18 protein-coding genes are annotated in these 17,672 nt (G+C 66.6%); 11 read left to right on the top strand and 7 right to left on the bottom strand.

Features of this window, described 5'->3' with window-relative positions:
- Positions 1-54 precede the first annotated feature (54 nt).
- The 3 genes from AB0876_RS17950 (at position 55) to AB0876_RS17940 (ending at position 3,059) form a co-directional block, all read left to right on the top strand.
- Positions 55-360 (top strand): type VII secretion target, encoded by a 306-nt coding sequence (locus AB0876_RS17950; RefSeq protein WP_526042537.1) that lies wholly within the window; start codon positions 55-57, stop codon positions 358-360.
- Positions 361-363: 3 nt separating this feature from the next.
- Complete coding sequence (locus AB0876_RS17945; RefSeq protein ID WP_526042536.1) at positions 364-1,794, top strand: hypothetical protein; 1,431 nt, start codon at positions 364-366, stop codon at positions 1,792-1,794.
- Between the two features lie 125 nt (positions 1,795-1,919).
- Positions 1,920-3,059, top strand: a complete 1,140-nt coding sequence (locus tag AB0876_RS17940) for an aromatic ring-hydroxylating oxygenase subunit alpha (protein WP_526042535.1) — start codon at positions 1,920-1,922, stop codon at positions 3,057-3,059.
- 125 nt (positions 3,060-3,184) lie between these two features.
- Here AB0876_RS17940 and pdxR read toward each other — a convergent pair whose 3' ends face one another.
- The gene (gene pdxR, locus AB0876_RS17935; protein ID WP_526042534.1) at positions 3,185-4,606 is read right to left on the bottom strand and encodes a MocR-like pyridoxine biosynthesis transcription factor PdxR; all 1,422 of its coding nucleotides are present in this window, start codon (positions 4,604-4,606) and stop codon (positions 3,185-3,187) included.
- 30 nt (positions 4,607-4,636) lie between these two features.
- On the opposite strand from pdxR, the gene AB0876_RS17930 reads away from it, so the two are divergent.
- The 3 genes from AB0876_RS17930 (at position 4,637) to AB0876_RS17920 (ending at position 6,124) form a co-directional block, all read left to right on the top strand.
- Positions 4,637-5,080 carry a hypothetical protein gene (locus AB0876_RS17930; RefSeq protein WP_526042533.1) on the top strand — a complete coding sequence of 148 codons (444 nt, stop codon included), beginning with the start codon at positions 4,637-4,639 and terminating at the stop codon, positions 5,078-5,080.
- A 43-nt stretch (positions 5,081-5,123) separates the two neighbouring features.
- Positions 5,124-5,777 carry a TetR/AcrR family transcriptional regulator gene (locus AB0876_RS17925; RefSeq protein WP_526042532.1) on the top strand — a complete coding sequence of 218 codons (654 nt, stop codon included), beginning with the start codon at positions 5,124-5,126 and terminating at the stop codon, positions 5,775-5,777.
- Between the two features lie 176 nt (positions 5,778-5,953).
- Positions 5,954-6,124 (top strand): hypothetical protein, encoded by a 171-nt coding sequence (locus AB0876_RS17920; protein ID WP_526042531.1) that lies wholly within the window; start codon positions 5,954-5,956, stop codon positions 6,122-6,124.
- Here AB0876_RS17920 and AB0876_RS17915 read toward each other — a convergent pair.
- Complete coding sequence (locus AB0876_RS17915) at positions 6,114-7,154, bottom strand: LLM class F420-dependent oxidoreductase (RefSeq protein WP_526042530.1); 1,041 nt, start codon at positions 7,152-7,154, stop codon at positions 6,114-6,116. The genes AB0876_RS17920 and AB0876_RS17915 overlap by 11 nt on opposite strands.
- A gap of 29 nt (positions 7,155-7,183) precedes the next feature.
- Between AB0876_RS17915 and AB0876_RS17910 the strand changes: the two genes are divergently transcribed.
- Positions 7,184-7,378, top strand: a complete 195-nt coding sequence (locus AB0876_RS17910; RefSeq protein ID WP_526042529.1) for an Rv2686c family ABC transporter permease subunit — start codon at positions 7,184-7,186, stop codon at positions 7,376-7,378.
- A 122-nt stretch (positions 7,379-7,500) separates the two neighbouring features.
- Here the strand turns inward: AB0876_RS17910 and AB0876_RS17905 are convergent, their stop codons facing one another.
- Positions 7,501-8,112 carry a hypothetical protein gene (locus tag AB0876_RS17905; RefSeq protein WP_526042528.1) on the bottom strand — a complete coding sequence of 204 codons (612 nt, stop codon included), beginning with the start codon at positions 8,110-8,112 and terminating at the stop codon, positions 7,501-7,503.
- The gene (locus tag AB0876_RS17900; RefSeq protein ID WP_526042527.1) at positions 8,112-8,996 is read right to left on the bottom strand and encodes a LysR family transcriptional regulator; all 885 of its coding nucleotides are present in this window, start codon (positions 8,994-8,996) and stop codon (positions 8,112-8,114) included. Before AB0876_RS17900 ends, AB0876_RS17905 begins: the two co-directional genes overlap by 1 nt.
- 71 nt (positions 8,997-9,067) lie before the next feature.
- On the opposite strand from AB0876_RS17900, the gene AB0876_RS17895 reads away from it, so the two are divergent.
- Complete coding sequence (locus AB0876_RS17895) at positions 9,068-9,784, top strand: SDR family oxidoreductase (RefSeq protein WP_491837963.1); 717 nt, start codon at positions 9,068-9,070, stop codon at positions 9,782-9,784.
- Positions 9,785-9,791: 7 nt separating this feature from the next.
- On the opposite strand, the gene AB0876_RS17890 is transcribed toward AB0876_RS17895, so the two are convergent.
- Positions 9,792-10,643, bottom strand: a complete 852-nt coding sequence (locus AB0876_RS17890; protein ID WP_491837964.1) for a dienelactone hydrolase family protein — start codon at positions 10,641-10,643, stop codon at positions 9,792-9,794.
- Between the two features lie 141 nt (positions 10,644-10,784).
- Here AB0876_RS17890 and glmS point away from each other — a divergent pair, with 141 nt between their 5' ends.
- Positions 10,785-12,662 carry a glutamine--fructose-6-phosphate transaminase (isomerizing) gene (gene glmS, locus AB0876_RS17885; protein WP_526042526.1) on the top strand — a complete coding sequence of 626 codons (1,878 nt, stop codon included), beginning with the start codon at positions 10,785-10,787 and terminating at the stop codon, positions 12,660-12,662.
- 17 nt (positions 12,663-12,679) lie between these two features.
- The gene (locus AB0876_RS17880; RefSeq protein ID WP_526042525.1) at positions 12,680-13,600 is read left to right on the top strand and encodes an alpha/beta fold hydrolase; all 921 of its coding nucleotides are present in this window, start codon (positions 12,680-12,682) and stop codon (positions 13,598-13,600) included.
- 15 nt (positions 13,601-13,615) lie between these two features.
- Here AB0876_RS17880 and AB0876_RS17875 read toward each other — a convergent pair whose 3' ends face one another.
- The gene (locus AB0876_RS17875) at positions 13,616-14,374 is read right to left on the bottom strand and encodes a DeoR/GlpR family DNA-binding transcription regulator (protein ID WP_491837967.1); all 759 of its coding nucleotides are present in this window, start codon (positions 14,372-14,374) and stop codon (positions 13,616-13,618) included.
- A 35-nt stretch (positions 14,375-14,409) separates the two neighbouring features.
- Complete coding sequence (locus AB0876_RS17870; protein WP_526042768.1) at positions 14,410-16,392, bottom strand: PTS mannitol transporter subunit IICBA; 1,983 nt, start codon at positions 16,390-16,392, stop codon at positions 14,410-14,412.
- 198 nt (positions 16,393-16,590) lie between these two features.
- On the opposite strand from AB0876_RS17870, the gene AB0876_RS17865 reads away from it, so the two are divergent.
- Positions 16,591-17,670 carry a zinc-dependent dehydrogenase gene (locus AB0876_RS17865; protein WP_526042524.1) on the top strand — a complete coding sequence of 360 codons (1,080 nt, stop codon included), beginning with the start codon at positions 16,591-16,593 and terminating at the stop codon, positions 17,668-17,670.
- Positions 17,671-17,672: the final 2 nt, after the last annotated feature.

The raw sequence follows: 17,672 nt of genomic DNA, 5'->3' as shown, positions 1-17,672 counted from the left end.
GGAACATTCAGCCCCGAGGGAACCCGATAAGGGTTTGCTGCGTCTAAACCGGGCATGGGAGATGTAACAGCCGTCCGTCTCGACGGGGCGGCGCTGTCCGCGGTGGCCGCCGGATACGACGCCGTTGCCGCCGATCTCGATTCACTGGTGCGCGACCGGTTGCGTGGCCCGGTTTTCGACGGGGCCGCCGCCGGGCATGCCCACGTGGCCGACGGCGACGCCGTGCGGACCGCCGTGGACGAGGTGACGGACGGGTTGCGGCAATGGTCCCGGGCCAGTGCCGAGATCGCGGCCATGCTGTGCGGCTCGATCGATCGGTATGCGGTTGCCGACGCGCGTGCCGCGGCCCGGGTGGGTTGAGCCGTGGTGGCAAGCCTCGACGTCGCGGCCCGCCTGGATGAGGGGCAGGCCGCCGTCGACACGGTCGCCGAGTACGTCTGGGCCTGCCACCTGCTGGGCTTCGATCATCCCGATCTGACGCGATATCGCTATCAGATGCGCGACTGGTATGCCGCCGAGGACGGCCTGGACCTACGGGCGCTGGACACCGAATGTGCCTCACTGGCGGCGGCTGCAGCCGCCGCCGAGCAGGTATTGCAGCTGCAGGACAGCCAGTTTCAGAGTCTGACGCAGGCCTGGCACGGCACCGGGGCTCAGGCGTCGACGGATTTCCTGGGCCGGCATGCCACGTCGGCGGCGCAGGTCGCCGCCGGGATCCGCGGAGCTGCAGCCACATTGGCCCGGTTACGTGACAATCTGTGGGCGGCGGTCGACGCCAAGGTCTCCGCCGCGCTGCAGATCGAGCAGAGCCGGGCCGGCCAGCGGGGCAGCTGGCTCGCAGCGGCGCGAACCGTGAGCGGCGGGGTGGGGGACCGCTCGGCGGCCAGCGAGCTGATCGACACCCAGGTGAAACCCTTTGTGGCCAACGATATTGGCGGGGACTGGTTGACGGCGATGCGGAGCACGACGCGAGCGGTGGCCGATGCGTACGCGCAGGCCGTCGCGGCGCTGCGAGCCGAGGCGCACCCGGTATTCGGCATTCCGGGGGAGCTGGGGCCGGTCTGGCTTCCCACTGGCGCACCCCGTGGCCCCGCCCTGGCCTTGGCCGCTGATGCAGCTGAGCGGTCTTCGGCAGCCGGTGCGGTCGGGGGATCCACCGCGGCTCCGGCGAGCGCGCCATCATTTCCGGCTCCCGCGGCTGTGCTGCCCGCCGAGACTGCGTCCGGAGCGGCGGCAGGCCCTGAGCCGGCCCTCCCGGCGGCGGCACCCGTTGAGTCGGCGGCACCCGCCTTGGCCTCACCGGCAGGATCGGGCCAGAGCCTCGGTGGCGGTGGCCTGCCCGGTCTGGGTGGTCTGCCCGACATCGGTTCCGGCCTGGCCGGTACCGGGCCGCAACTGGCCGATCTGCTGGGCGGGCTGATCGGGTCGTCGGCCGACGATCTACCCGGGGACATCGCTGACCTGCCGGACGAGGACATCGATCCGGTGCCAGACGACGACGCCCACGATGAGGCCGAGGACGGCACCGACGAGGACGGCACCGACGAGGACGGCCCTGATGGGGTCGAGACCGACGAGGACGAGACCGATGACGCCGCCGAGGGCGAACCTGCGGGGCTGGAGGATCCGGCTGCGGAAGTGACTGAATCTCAACCGGATCCACCGCCTGCGGCCACGGAGGTGCCCGAGGCCCTCACCCCGCCGGCCGTGCCCGCTGCCGCACCGCTTGCTGAGCCTGTGGGTGGCACCCCGTGTGAGATCGCCGCGGATGCGCTCCCGCAGGTCGGCGGCTAGCTCCCGCACTGAATCGCATTTCGATCCCTGCCAGTGGGACTTCGGGCCCAGTCGTGGGTAGCCGGGTGTTAGACCTGGTTGTGACGTGAACCACAGTCACCGCGAACCTTCGGAGGGGGTCCTTGATGGAAATGGAATCCGAGTGCGAGGTACGGGAGATCGCAGCCGACCCACCACCGGCGCGTTTTGCCCGTGGCTGGCACTGCCTTGGGTTGACTCGCGACCTCGGTGACGGGGAACCGCACGCGATCAACGTCTTCGGTCAGAAACTTGTCGTATTCCGCAGCGGGGCCGGCAAGATCAACGTCCTGGACGGGTACTGCCGGCATATGGGTGGCGATCTGTCCCAAGGTCAGGTCAAGGGGAACGAGATCGCCTGCCCGTTCCATGACTGGCGCTGGGGTGGCGACGGACGCTGCAAGACCGTGCCGTACGGCAAGCGCGCCCCACGCCTGGCCCGGACCGCCACCTGGACGACCCTTGAGCAGGACGGGATGCTGTTCGTCTGGAACGATCCCGAGGGCAAAACCCCACCCGCCGATGTGACGATTCCGCGCATCGAAGGTGCCACCAGCGACGAGTGGACCGATTGGCATTGGTACACAACGGTCGTCGACGCCAACTGCCGGGAGTTGGTGGACAACGTGGTGGACATGGCGCACTTCTTCTACGTGCACGGATCGATGCCCACGTACTTCAAGAACATCTTCGAGGGCCACATCGCGACCCAGTACATGAACGCCGATACCCGTGCTGACCGCGACGATGTCGGCGGCTCGACGATGCTCGGCACCACCTCGGTGGCGTCGTACTACGGGCCGGCCTTCATGATCGATGACCTGACCTACCACTATCCCGACGCCGACCATTACAGCGTGCTGATCAACTGCCACTATCCGATCGACGCGAATTCGTTTGTCCTGCAATACGGCATCATCGTCAAGAAGGCCGAGGGGTTGTCCGGGGAGCTGGCGATGCAGAACGCCATCGCCCTGGGTGACTGGGTCAAGATCGGTTTCGAGCAGGACGTGGCGATCTGGAAAACCAAGGCGCGCATCGACAACCCGTTGTTGTGCGAAGAGGATGGGCCGGTGTACCAACTGCGCCGTTGGTACGAACAGTTCTACGTCGAAGCCGACGATGTCTCGGCCGACATGGTCGACCGGTTCGAGTACGAGATCGACACCACGAGCGCTCAGGATGCGTGGGCACAGGAGATAGAAGACAACATCGCTTCCCGCGCCACCGCGCAATCCGTCCCATGACCGGCGGCTGCCTCGACCCACGTCTCGAGGAATTGCCGATGATGCCGGTGTCGTGCCGACGTTGCGGAGTGGTTGTATCACCCCGCCAGAGCAGTTGGCAGCAGTTCAGCGTGCCGCAGCGCTGATCAGGTGGTGATCGACCCGAGGAGGGTGATGCCGTCGCGGATGGCCGCCTCACCGATGAGGCCGTATCCGATCACCAGTGCCGGTGGCGCTGAACCAGGGTCGGCCCAGTGCGCACGGGCTCCCGTAAGGATCAGGCCCCGGTCCCGGGCGGCGTGGACCAGTGCGTCCTCATCTATGCCTACAGGCAGTCGCAGATAGACGTGGAGCCCCGCGGCGATCCCGCGGGGCTCGGCATGCGGCAGTGATGCGGCGATCGCCGCCAGTGTGGTGTCACGCCGCCGACGGTAGATCGGCCGGACCCGGCGTAGGTGACGGGTCAGGCCGCCGGTCTCCACGAACCGAGTGAGGGCGAGCTGTTCGAGGGTCGAGTTTCCCATGTCGTCGTAGAGTTTCTCGTTAGTCACGTCGTGAACCAGCCAGGGCGGCACGGCAATCCAGCCCATCCGTAGCGACGGGGTGAGTGTCTTGCTGATACAGCCGGCGTAGGCGACCCGATCGGGTGCCAGGCCCTGCAAGGCGCCGATCGGGGTCCGGTCGTAGCGGAACTCCGCGTCGTAGTCGTCTTCGATGATCAGTGCTTCGCGGCGGCGGGCCCAAGCGATGAGCGCTGCCCGGCGCTCGTGGGACAGTGCTGCGCCGGTCGGATAGGAATGCGCGGGTGCCACCAACACCGCGCCGACGTCGAGTTCGGCGAGCCGGTCCACGCTGAGACCGTCGTCGTCCACCGGTACCGGCACGGCCTGCATGCCCGTGTTCATGATGGCCTCGCGATGGAAGGCGAATCCCGGATCCTCGACCGCGATGGCGTCATGCCCGCGGGCACGCAGGGCGCGGGCCACCAGGACGACCGCCTGGGTCAGACCTGAGGTGATCAACAGGTGATCAGGTGTGGTCATCACACCGCGGACACGGGCGATGTAACCGGTGACCGCCCCGCGCAGTGCCCGTGCACCTAGTGGGTTTGGATAGGTCAGCTGGGCGTTCGGAGCTTCGGTGAGCGCCGCGCGATAGTGACGGAGCCATTCGGTGCGCGGAAACAGCGCGGGGTCAGGAACTCCGCCGAGCAGCGGGATGTACTGCGGTGCAACGGTCGTGGTCTGAGGCGGGGGAGGGGTGGCGACGGGCCGGACCCGGGTGCCAGACCCTTGGCGGGTGGTCAGGTAGCCGTCCGAGGCGAGAAGTTCGTACGCGGTGACGACGACGCTCCGTGCCACACCGAGCTGTTGGGCGAGAATTCGCGTCGGCGGCAGCAGGGTTCCGGCCGCGAGGCTGCCGTGTTGCACCGCGGTGCGCAGCTGGTGCTGCAGTTGTACGGCGAGTCCGTCGCGCGAGGTCCGGTCCAAGGCGAGTAGCAGATCCGGTGGGAAATCCGACTCCGCAGAATTGGTCCGGTTTGGTCGAGGCTGATTGGATCCTGACACATACCAATTCTAGGACCCACTTTGGATTCCATGACCGTGATCAGTGATCTTGCCTCGTCGCTCGGCTACCCGCTCATCGCCTCGTGGGTGCCGGGACCGGTTAATCCAGGCGACGCCCCCGTCGTCGTCAGCGTCACCGAGTACACCGCGCAACACCGGAGGGACGTACCCGGAATCGCAGTTCACGGAGTACGGATGCGGGAAGGTTGGTACGCCATGCCGGGCGCCGTCGGACTCTGGCTGTGGAGTCTGCCGACCGCCAGCAGATCTGGATCGATCTCGGTTTGGACGGATACCGAAGCGCTGCAGCGGTTTATCGGGCTGCCGCATCACGTCGACATCATGCGGCGCTACGGCGACCGCGGCGAGGTGCGGTCCACCACATGGGACGCGGCGCCTTTTGATCCCGCGGCTACCTTGGCGCGGGCGCGGGAGTGGATCACGCGGCGTCAGAACGCCGGCATTGACAACTGACGTGGTCACCCCGGCGTCCGGGACTCTGGGTGAAGATGGTGCGATGAGCGCGCCAAGAACCGCGAAGGTCGGACCCGGACGGCCCGCAGGCATCGACAGCGGCGACACCCGCCAACGGGTCGTCGACGCCGCCTGCCGGTGCTTCGCTCAGTTCGGCTACGGACCCGCCACGAACAACCAGATCGCCGAGATCGCCGGTGTGACAGCAGGTTCGGTCTACTATCATTTCGGCGCGAAGAACAACCTGTTCGAAGCGGTTTGCGATGACGTCTACGGCAAGATCCTGGCGAGTGCCGCGCCGGCAATGTCTGGGCCGCACTCGATGCACGAACTGCTGCGCGCAGCACTGACTGAATCGATACGGATCAATCGCGAGTTTCCCGAACTGGCTGGGTTCGTCGCCACCGCGCCGATCGATGCGCGTCGGCACCAGGAGTTGGCCGAATCCTTCGCGCGGCAAGGAGCGCGGATGACCGACGCGCTGGCGCGCTCCGTCGTCGAGGGGCAGCGGGGCGGTTTGATTTCCGCCGATCTCGATCCGGTTCAGGTGGCACGGGTGATCAGCGCGATCGTCGACGGATTCGCCCATGCGGCGGCGGTGACCGAACCGAGTGAGATGGACGGCGTCAATCGGTTGTTCGAATCGCTGCTCCTGGATGCGGCTACCGCCAGGAGTTCGGCCAACAAGCCTGGCTGACAAGGTTCCGCTGTCCAGTCCACTACACGCGACCCAGTGTGCGGATTCCGATTCCACGGGGCGGTTGGTCGAACGTGATGCGGTCTCGGGTGAGCCCCAGCGTGTGCAGTTCGACGGTTGTGACGGTTGTCGTGCACCGACTGCTCGGGTGAACCCGAGCCGGTAGACGGCGCCGCGTGTTCCACCTGCGGGCCGTCGGCGATCTCATGCTCGACGACGTTCCGCAGGTGCGGCGCATTGCGTTGGGGCAGGGCCCACAGAACTTCGGCGTAGGTTTCGTCGGCGGCAAGCGGCTGGGGGTTGAGCCGGTCGAGTTCTCCAACCTGCGGGCGGGCTCTAGCTGGTGAGCGAGACGAGCTCCTCGCAGAACTTCACCGTCTCGGCGGTATCGGTGGCCAACGGGTGCACCAGCATGGTGGTCACCCCGGCTTCGGCGTAGGCAGCGAGCCGCTCTTTGACGAATCCCTTCGGCCCGACCAGCGATACGTTGCGCACCAGGTCGTCGGGGACGGCGGCGATGGCCTCGGCCTTCTTGCCCGCCAGGAACAGGTCCTGGATGTGGTCGGCGACCTCGCCGTAGCCGTACCGGGTGGCCAGCTTGTGGTAGAAGTTCTGCCCGCGCGCGCCCATGCCGCCGATGTACAGCGCCAGTTGGGGTTTCGCCCAGGCGAGCCGGTCATCGACGTCGTCACCGATGGCCAGGCTGGCGCTGACCATGACGTCCAGCGGTCCCAGTGCCGGATCGCGCTTGGCGGCCCCGGCCCGCAGGGCGTCGCCCCACACGTCGTCGGCCTTCTCCGGGAGGTAGAACACCGGCTGCCAGCCCTCGGCGATCTCGGCGGTCAGCTCGACGTTCTTCGGTCCCAGCGCCGCGATGGTGATCGGAATGCGCTCACGGACAGGGTGATTGATCAGGTGAAGTGACTTACCCAGGCCGGTGCCGCGGTCGGCGGGCAGCGGCAGCTGGTAGTACTTGCCGTCGTAGTCCAGGTTCTCGCGGCGCCACACCTTGCGGCAGATTTCGACCACCTCGCGGGTTCGGCCCAGCGGCGCGTCGAAGGGCACGCCGTGGAAACCCTCCATCACCTGCGGTCCGGAGGTGCCGATACCCAGGCGGAACCGGCCGTCGGATACGTAATCGACACCGGCCGCGGTCATGGCCATCAGGGCCGGCGTGCGGGTATAGATCGGGACCACACCGGTGCCGAGCTCCATGGTGGAGGTCTTGGCGGCCAGGTACCCGAGCTGGCTGATCGCGTCGTAGGAGTACGCCTCGGCGACCAGGGCGATGTCGACGCCCACCTTCTCCAGTTCGACGACTTGGTCGGCAGCCTCTTTGAAGCCGCCGGCATAACTCAGGAAGATGCCAGTGCGCATCGCAGGAGTGTAGCAACCCAACCAGTTGGTTGGGTCGGCTGGCGTGGTTCATCGACTCGTCGTGGAACTTGGCCTTCGGTAGGTTGCCGCCGTATTGGTGGCAACGGCGTTCTGGGTCGCCGGTGCGCACGGCACCTGGTGGGCCGTATCTGGTGGCCGGAGTGCCATACAACCTTGCGATTGCCTGGCCGTTGTTCCGTCGGTTCCTCGCCAAGAACAGCTGACGCTCTCACGTGACGACGGAGGTGGGTCAGGACGGTTGGCTGTTTGGCCACCGTAACGGTGGCGCACGCGTCTCTCGAAGTCCGCCGGCCTGCACCTTGTTGTGGTCCGCGGAACTCAAGCCTCATTCCCAATACTGGCCTGCGAGCAGGAACAGGCCCCAGCTGAAGCCGGCGCCGTACCGCCTGCCGTTCCACTCGAAGTCGTACACCTCGTGCGCGGGAAGAACATCGTCGGTGAGGGAATTGCGATGGGTGAGGGTGGCGGGGCCGAAATGTTCGACGAACTCGACGGTGTCCATACTCCACGGGGGCTGCTCACGGGGTGATTTGGCGGGCCGTACGCATCCCCCGGCGCGGCGGTACTGCGCCGATTCGAGCGTTCCGTCAGCTCCTTGGCGAGCGGTGAACTCGAATCCCGGCCACAGCACACTACTGAAGGTCAATGACGTCGGGTCTTGTTTTGATACGCCGACAACCTGTTTCAGGTTGTCGAAGCGGGACGATTCCACTTCCAGCAATCCGGCGACCTGCCGATGGATACGTTGCGCGTCGTCGAGCGGGATTCCGAACTCCGTCAACGTCCATTCGATCATGGCGCGCTTCGGGATCATTCCCCACTTCATCGTCATCAGTTGGTAGACCTCGAAGTCCGGTACACCGACTGTCTTCTGGACTGCCAGCGCCGGCGGAATGATGGGTTCTGCCGCTCTCACCCAGGTGGCTTCGTCGGCCATCAGATCGTCTCGTCCCGGCACGCCAGCGCCGCCGCTACGAACTCATCCCGTACCGGGTTGTCTGTCGCCGCGTCCCAGATGAGCGTCACCCGGGATGGGGCGAGATCCTCGATCGGAACGGCGTTGACGTCGGGGCGACGGTAGTAGGTAGTCGTGGAATGCGGCAGGATGACGAAACCCTCACGAGCGGCGACATGTTCGAGTTTGTCCTCCAGAGTGCGGAACTCCTCGCGGGGTGGTGCCCAACGCTGACCGGGCGAGATGATTGCGGACTGCCAACCCGGAATCATCGCGGGGTCCGGCAGCAACAACATTCGTGACGCAAGGTCGGCCAGGCGCACCGACGCACGCGTCACAAGGGCATCATCCGCGGGCAGTACCGCGTCCATCGGCTCTTCCAGGAGCGGGATGCTTCCCAACCCGCGGTGGTCGACGGGTCCCCGCGCATAGACGACATCGACCTCGCCGGCCCGGACCAACTCTGCTTGTTCGTGCCAAGGGATCTGACGCACGACCGCACGGCGGCGAGGGTCGACTGCTTCCCACACCGCGGCGGCCGCTGTGGCGCGCAGCCCGGCCATCACCCCCACGGTCAACGTCACGTTGTGCCCGGCGGTCTGGGACAGCCTCTGCCGCAGTGCTTTTGCTTCATCGAGTAATACTTTGGCGTCCCGGAGCAGCTGGGTGCCCGCCGCGGTCAGCTGGGTTCCACCCGAATTGCGGTCCAAGAGCGTCACGCCGAGTTCACCTTCGAACGCCCGGATCTGCCGTGACAGCACCGGTTGGGCGATGTGGAGACGCTGCGCCGCCCTGCCGAAGTTGAGCTCCTCGGCGACGGCGACGAAATACCGCAGCTTTCGCAGATCGAGGTCCGGCGTGCTCATGCCTTGAGGGTATCGCCGCACGACGAAAAGGGTCTTGGACGAGTGCCCCGTGGCGAACTCACAGTGGACTCATGAATCTCAAGAACGCACGCGTCCTGATCATCGGCGGCACCTCCGGCATCGGGCTCGGGGTGGCAGAAGTGGTGGCTGACCGTGGCGGCGTCCCGATCGTGGTGTCGCGGAGCCAGTCCAACGTCGATCGAGCTGTCGCCGAACTGGGTGAGAACGCCCGGGGGATGACGGTCGACCTCGGTGACCCGGCCTCCCTCGGTCACCTCGTCGACGAGGTCGGCCAGATCGAGCATCTGGTGTTCACTGCCGGCGAATCGCTCACCCACGTCCGCCTCGCGGACCTGACCGCCGAGGTGATCAACGACTTCCTCGGCACCCGCTTCACCGGCCAGCTGCAGATCATCCGGGCCTTTACCCCCCAGATCGCCCCCGGCGGATCGATCACCCTCACCAGCGGTACGGCCGCGGAGAAACCCGGCCTCGGCGTGCTGCCGACCGCCATCTGCGGCGCGATCAACGCGATGACCAGGGCGCTGGCTGTTGAACTCGCGCCGATACGCGTCAACGGGGTTGCCCCGGGCCCGATTCGTACCCCGTTGTGGTCGGCGCTCGGTGAGGCGGACCGGGAAGCCGTCTACGAGCAGTTCGCCAGCAATCTGCCGGTGGGTCGGATCGGCGAACCGGCCGACACCGCCTTGGCGTACACCTACCTGATGGAACAGGAGTTCGGTACCGGGGTGGTGCTGACAGTGGACGGCGGCACGACCCTGGTGTGACGCCCGATCACGGCTTGAGCAGCGCGACGACCTTGTCTTCGAGAGCAACCGGATCGGCGTTCGGGTCGGCCGTCTCGGTATGGGGCAGTGTGGACTCGGGATCGGCGAAATCGCGGTAGGTCTTGTCGCCGGCCAGGGTGGCCAGCAGGTACCCGGTGAGCAGGCCACGAACGATCTTCTGGGTGTCTTTGTCGGCGCCGGGCAGCCCGATGAACCGGGCCAGACGGCGTCCCTCGACCAGGCCACCGGCCTGGGCCTTGCTGACCGTCCGTAGCGTCGCACCCTCCCAGGCGCGAGCCAGTTCCACGGCGTTCGACCGCAGTGTCATGGGATCGCCGGGGGCAGTCAGGACCAGGCCGGGCACCTGCAGCGTCGATGCCGGTTGTTCGGCGGGCGGCTTGGTCACCGTCGGGAACAGCGACACCACGGCCTTCGGGCGGGCCGGGTCACCTCCCATTCCCGCGGCGGCGAACACCGCGGCCGATCCGCCGAAACCGTGCCCGACCACACCACGCTTGCCCGGGTGCACGCTGATCTTGCCCGTCCCCAGCCGCACCCCGGTGATGATCTCCAGGGCTGCACCCAGGTCGAAGGCGAAATTGAGCACCGACGGGGCCACGCTCGTCTCGGTGTCGGGCGCCGCCGCCACGATGCCCCACGACGCCAGATGTTCGAGCGTGCCGGTGTAGTTCTCCGCTCGCGTCATCCATTCGTGGGCGAACACCACGCCGGGCAGATTCAGGCCGGACTCGGGCGTGTACACCACTCCTGGCATGCCGGCGAACGCCAGGTCACCGCGCAGAACCCGATGCGGTCCGCGGCGGGTCAACCCTGCGAAGAGCTTCTTTGTGCTGGCCACGCGTTGACCGTAGCGCAGGGCGCGTGGCGCGTGAGCGCCGATTGAACCTGAGTCGCGTCCATGTGCCGACACGGTGATCTGCGTCAAACCCCGCCGCCGCAGAATCGGGTCAGGCGGCCGACTGCACTACCCTGGGACCCTATGTGTGGAATCGTCGGCTACGTCGGGGCGCGCCCGGCCCGCGGCATCGTGGTCGACGCGCTGCGGCGGATGGAATACCGGGGCTACGACTCCGCGGGAATCGCCTTGATCGACGGCAACGGCGGGTTGACGGTGCGTCGACGCGCCGGCCGGCTGGCCAACCTGGAGACCGCCCTCGCCGAGACCGACGATGGCATCCTGACCGGCAGTACCGGCCTCGGCCACACCCGCTGGGCCACCCACGGCCGTCCCACCGACCGCAACGCCCACCCCCACCGTGACGCGGCGGCCAAGATCGCCGTCGTCCACAACGGCATCATCGAGAACTTCGCGGTTCTGCGTGCCGAGCTCGAAGCCGACGGGGTCGAATTCTCCAGCGACACCGATTCCGAGGTGGCGGTGCACCTCGTGGCCCGTCAGTACGCACAGGGCGCCACCGCCGGCGATTTCCCGGCCTCCGTGCTGGCCGTGCTTCAGCGCCTCGAAGGCCACTTCACCCTGGTATTCGCCAACGCCGACGATCCGGGAACGATCGTGGCCGCGCGTCGGTCCACCCCACTGGTGGTCGGTATCGGTGACGGCGAGATGTTCGTCGGCTCCGATGTGGCGGCGTTCATCGAGCACACCCGGCACGCCGTGGAGCTGGGCCAGGACCAGGCCGTGGTGCTGACCGCCGACGGCTACCGGATCACCGACTTCTTCGGCCGCGATGACCTGCAGGCCGGCCGCGACTACCGCGAGTTCCACATCGACTGGGATCTCGACGCCGCCGAAAAGGGTGGCTACGACTACTTCATGCTCAAGGAGATCGCCGAGCAGCCCGCCGCGGTCGCCGACACCCTGCTGGGCCATTTCGTCGACGGCAGCATCGTGCTCGACGAGCAGCGCCTGAGCGATCAGGAACTCCGCGAGATCGACAAGGTCTTCATCGTCGCCTGCGGCACCGCCTACCACTCGGGTCTGCTGGCCAAGTACGCCATCGAGCACTGGACCCGGCTGCCCGTCGAGGTCGAGCTCGCCAGCGAGTTCCGCTACCGGGACCCGGTGCTGGACCGCAGCACCCTGGTGATCGCCATCTCGCAGTCCGGCGAGACCGCCGACACCCTGGAAGCGGTGCGGCACGCCAAGACTCAGAAGGCCAAGGTGCTGGCGATCTGCAACACCAACGGCAGCCAGATCCCGCGCGAGGCCGACGCAGTCCTCTACACCCGGGCCGGGCCGGAGATCGGCGTGGCCGCCACCAAGACGTTCCTGGCCCAGATCGCCGCGAACTACCTGGTGGGGTTGGCGCTGGCGCAGGCCCGCGGGACCAAGTACCCCGACGAGGTCGAGCGCGAGTACCACGATCTGGAAGCCATGCCGGACATGATCGGCCGGGTGCTGGCCGGCATCGAGCCGGTGGCGCAGTTGGCGCAGCGTTTCGCGAAGTCGCCCACGGTGCTGTTCCTGGGGCGGCACGTCGGCTATCCGGTGGCGTTGGAGGGTGCGCTCAAGCTCAAGGAGCTGGCCTACATGCACGCCGAGGGCTTCGCCGCCGGCGAGCTCAAGCACGGCCCGATCGCGCTGATCGACGAGGACCTGCCGGTCATCGTGGTGATGCCGTCACCCAAGAACGCGCAGATGCTGCATGCCAAGCTGCTCTCCAACATCCGCGAGATCCAGGCGCGTGGTGCGGTGACGATCGTGATCGCCGAGGAGGGGGACGACACGGTGCGCCCCTACGCCGATCACCTGATCGAGATCCCCGCGGTGTCAACGCTTTTCCAGCCGTTGCTGTCGACCATCCCGCTGCAGGTCTTCGCGGCCGGGGTGGCGCGGGCGCGGGGTTACGACGTCGACAAGCCACGCAACCTGGCCAAGTCCGTCACCGTCGAGTAGGGCCGTCGCGCCGTCTGATGGATCTGCGGGTTCCCAAGGTCAACATTGCCCGACGGTGGGCCCGGGACAGGTTGGGGGCCTTCGTCTCCGAGTCGGCGTTCGAGCACTTCCTGGACGCCTACCGAGCCGGGATGGCGACCCTGCCGCCATTCGAATTATTCGATGTACCAACCTCGTTCGGAACGGTCCGGGCCTACCGGTTCGCCGGACCGGATTCGGGTGCGCCGGTGGTGCTGCTGCCGGGCCGCAACGCGTCGACGCCGATGTACCGGGTCAACCTCGGGCCGTTGCTGCAACTGCGCACGGTGTATGCGATCGACCTACTCGGTGAGGCCGGTCTGTCGGTGCAGCACAAGGTGGTTCGCGGAGGCGCGGATACGGCACAGTGGCTCGATGAGGTGCTGGCCGGTCTCGAGCTGGATCTGGCGCATCTACTCGGGGTATCGATGGGCGGCTGGACGGCAGCGAACTGTGCGGTGCACCGGCCCGGCCGGATAGCCTCGCTGACCCTGCTCGACCCGGTTTTCACCTTCACCGGAATCCCGGCCAAGGCCATTGTGGCCTCGGTGGCGCTGTTCGCCCCGGGCGTACCGAGGAGCTGGCGCCGGAGGGTGCACAGCTGGATCGCCGGTGGTGCCGACCTTGAGGGCGCCGCGAGCGAATCTGCACTGATCGATGCCGGGGCAAAGGATTTCACGCTGCATACTCCGATGCCGGAACTGTTCAGCGACGAGGAACTGCGGAGTCTCGACGTGCCGGTGCTGGCGTTGATCGCGGGCCGCAGCGTCATGCTCGACCCGGAGCGAGCCGTGGCGCGGGCGCGAGAGGTGCTGGCGCGCGGGGAAGTCGAACTCTGGGCCGATGCTTCTCACGCCATCAACGGTGAGTACCCCGAGGAGATCGCGCAGCGGACGGGCCGATTCTGGGACGAGGTGTGAGCCTCGGAACCGTCTTCAGGCGCGGAGCACCGACGGCCCCAGCGCTTCATAACGCTGTGCTTCCTCCACGGGTAACTCGGCGCCGGTGACGATCGACTCGAAGTCGGCGACGTCTGCGAACCGGCAGAAACTCGTCTCCCCGAACTTGGAATGCGCGGCCACCAGTACGCACCGCTGCGCGACCTTCACCGCGGTCTGCTTCACCGCGGCCACCGCGGGATCCGGTGTGGTGAGGCCGTGCTCAGCGGTGATCCCGTTGGTGCCCAGGAATGCGATGTCGATGACCAGGCTGTTCAGACGCTCCACCGCCCAGTGGTCGACGGTCGCCAGGGTGCGTCCGCGCATGCGCCCGCCGATCATCAGGACGGTCACCGTTTCGCTGTGCGCCAGCGCTTCGGCGGCAAGCAGCGAGGATGTCACGACGGTCAGTTCCTGGTCGGCGAGCTGCTCGGCGATCAGCCGTGGTGTGAAACCCTCGTCCAGGTAGACGGTTTCGGCGCCGTGCAACAGCTGTGCTGCCGCGGCTGCGATGCGGTGCTTCTGGGCCAGGTCCACCTGGCTGCGGTATTCGACGGTGGACTCGAACGCGGCGGTCTCCAGTGGGATCGCCCCGCCGTGCACCCGTTTGAGCAGTCGTCGCCCGGCCAGCGCCTTGAGGTCGCGGCGGATGGTCTCGGCCGCGACGTCGAGTTCGTCGGCCAGCGTCAGCACCTCGACACGGCCCCGGCTGCGCGCGAACTCGACGATGCGACTCTGGCGGGTATCTGAATCCACGCTTGCCATTCTGGGGCACCCGGGTGTGGCGTCGCTTATTTGCTGTCGGAAAGCACGGCACGCACGTCATCTGCGGTGGTCGCCGCGCGGAGCCGGGCCACCTCGTCCTTGTCGAGGAAGACATGGGCGATCTTGGTCAGCAGAGCCATGTGGTCGTTGCCCAGCCCGGCGATGCCGACGACGAACTCGGCGGGTTTGCCGTTCCAGTCGATGGGTTCGGGATAGCGCACGAACGAGATCCCGGTACGGCGGATCGCGGTCTTGGCCTCGTTGGTGCCGTGCGGGATGGCCAGACCATTGCCCATGTAGGTCGACACCGACCTCTCGCGTTCGTGCATGGCATCCACGTAGGCCGGCTCGACGGAGTCCGCTGCCACCAATAGAGCACCGGCCTCGTCGATGGCGGCGTCCGCCGAGGTCGCGGAGCCGGCCAGGACGATCGATTCGAGGGGCAGAACCTCGGCCCCGGTGCTCTCGGGTCGTTCCGAAGCTTTCTGGTCTTCGCGCAAGCGCTCATCCGTGGCGACCGCACCGGCAGCCGCGTTCGTGTCCCGCAACATTTCGACGATCTCGTCGTAGCGGGGGGAGCTCATGAAGTCCTCGACCGAGACATGAACGGCGGAGGCGGTTTTCAGGCGGGCACGATCGGTCAGATCGCGATGGGTGACCACCAAGTCGTAGGTGTCGGTGAGGTTCGCGATCGACTGGTTGGTCACCGCGATGTCAGCGAAGCCTGCGGACCGGATCTTCTTGCGCAGCACCGACGCACCCATCGCCGAGGACCCCATACCGGCGTCACAGGCGAACACGATGCTGGACACCGGCCCCTTGGGCGCACCGACCAGGGCGGAAGCCACGCTGGACTTCTTGCCCTTGAGTGCCTCCATCTCGGCGGTGGCCGCAGCCAGATCGGGCTCGGCATCGGCACGATCGGTCTTGAGCAGCAGTGAGGCGACGGCGAACGAGACCGCGGTGGCCGCGAGCACCGACAACGTCACACCGAGGAAGCTGCCGCCGGCGGTCTGCGCATAGATCGCAATGATCGAACCGGGTGCGGCCGGTGCGCGCAGTCCGGAACCGAACAGCACGTTGATGAAGACGCCGGTCATGCCGCCGAGGATGGTGGCGGCGATGAGCTTGGGCTTCATCAGCACGTAGGGGAAGTAGATCTCGTGGATACCGCCGAGGAACTGGATGATCGCGGCGCCCGGAGCGGAGGCGCGGGCAGCGCCGCGCCCGAACACCATGAACGCCAACAGGACTCCCAGGCCGGGGCCGGGGTTGGTCTCGAGCAGGAACAGGATCGACTTGCCGGTCTCCAGCGCCTGGGTGGTCCCCAGTGGTGTCAGGACTCCGTGGTTGATGGCGTTGTTGAGGAACAGCACCTTCGCCGGCTCGATGAGTATTGAGGTCAGGGGCAGCAGGTCATTGTTGACCAGGAAATCCACCGCGTTTCCGGCGGCGCGGGTGAACGACGACACGATCGGCCCGATACCGAAGAACCCGAAGATGGCCAGCAGCATGCCCAGGATGCCTGCGGAGAAGTTGTCGACGAGCATCTCGAAGCCGGGCCGTATCTTGCCGTCCCAGAGTGCGTCGGCCTTCTTCATTGCCCAGCCGCCCAGCGGGCCCATGATCATCGCGCCCATGAACATCGGGACGTCGGCACCGGCGACCACCCCCATGGTGGCGATCGCGCCGACGACGGCACCACGGTTGCCGTGGATCATCCGGCCACCGGTGTATCCGATCAGGACGGGCAGCAGGTAGGTGATCATCGGGCCGACGATCCCGGCGCCGTCGTAGCTGCCCCAGCCGCCGATCCTGGCCACCCAGCCGTCCGGGTCCCTGAGCCCGGAGAAGATGGCCTGCAGCCAGCCCTGCTCGATGAAAAGTGCGGTGATCAGGCCCCAGGCGATGAAGGCGCCGATGTTCGGCATCACCATGTTCGACAGCGAGGTGCCCAGCTTCTGCACGTACACCCGAACTCCGGTGCGTGGCGCTTCGACAGTGGACATCTGACGACCTCCGATCTGGCCGGCCTGCTGGGTGACGCCGGTCACATGAACTCCCAGTACACCGCACAAATGGGCACATGCGCAAGCAATTGGGCTCAAATGGGCATCAGAAAATGTGGTTTTATGACCACATTGGCGTTAGGGTGCTGATACCAACCCGGTTATCGCCAGTCCCTGCCCGCCGTCGAGAGGACCGTCATGAAAGCCCTGCGTTTCTACGCCCCCGAGGATGTCCGGCTCGAGGATGTGCCGGAGCCCCAGTGCGGTCCCGACGAGGTGAAGATCCGGGTGCGCAACTGCTCCACCTGCGGCACCGACGTCAAGATCCTGCGCAACGGACATCAGAACCTGACCCCGCCGCGCACCATCGGCCACGAGATCGCCGGTGACATCGTGGAAGTCGGTGCTGACGTGAATTCCACCTATGGCACCGATTGGGCCGAGGGGGACCGGGTTCAGGTCATCGCGGCGGTCCCGTGCGGAGAATGTCACGAGTGCCGCAAGGGCTGGATGGCCGTCTGCCAGAACCAGACATCGATGGGCTACCAGTACGACGGCGGGTTCGCCGAGTACATGATCGTTCCGCGCCAGGTGCTCAAGGTCGATGGGCTGAACCGGATTCCGGACAATGTCAGCTACGACGAGGCGTCGGCGGCCGAACCTTTCGCGTGTGCGATCAACGCGCAGGATCTGCTCGGGATCGAAGAAGGTGACACCGTCGTGGTGTTCGGTGCCGGACCCATCGGCTGCATGCACACCCGGATCGCGCGCGGCGTGCACAACTGCGGCCCGGTCTATCTCGTCGACGTGAACGAAAGCCGGCTCAAGATCTCGGCCGACGCTGTCCATCCCGACGAGGTGATCAACGCGGCGGAGGTCGACGTCGTCGAGAAGGTGATGGAACTAACCGGTGGCCGCGGTGCAGACGTCGTCATCACCGCCACCGCGGCCAACATCACCCAGGAACAGGCCATCGCGATGGCGGCCCGAAACGGGCGAATCTCTTTCTTTGGCGGACTGCCCAAGACAAACCCGACCATCACCTGTGATTCGAACGTGGTGCACTACCGGCAGTTGCACATCCACGGTGCCAACGGTTCCGCACCGGAGCACAACAAGCGTGCGCTGCAGTACATCTCGACCGGTCAGGTGCCGGTGAAAGACCTCATCACGCGCCACATCCCGCTCGATGATGTGCTCGACGCGTTCTCGATCGTGCAGAACGGTGAGGCCATCAAGGTGACGGTTGAACCCGCCGCTGCGACCGCAGCAGTCTGAGG

The organism is Mycobacterium sp. NPDC049093 (assembly GCF_040704635.1).
GTDB lineage: Bacteria > Actinomycetota > Actinomycetes > Mycobacteriales > Mycobacteriaceae > Mycobacterium.
Note: the sequence above shows the minus strand (reverse complement) of the source record. Positions and strands in the feature narration are given on the sequence as shown.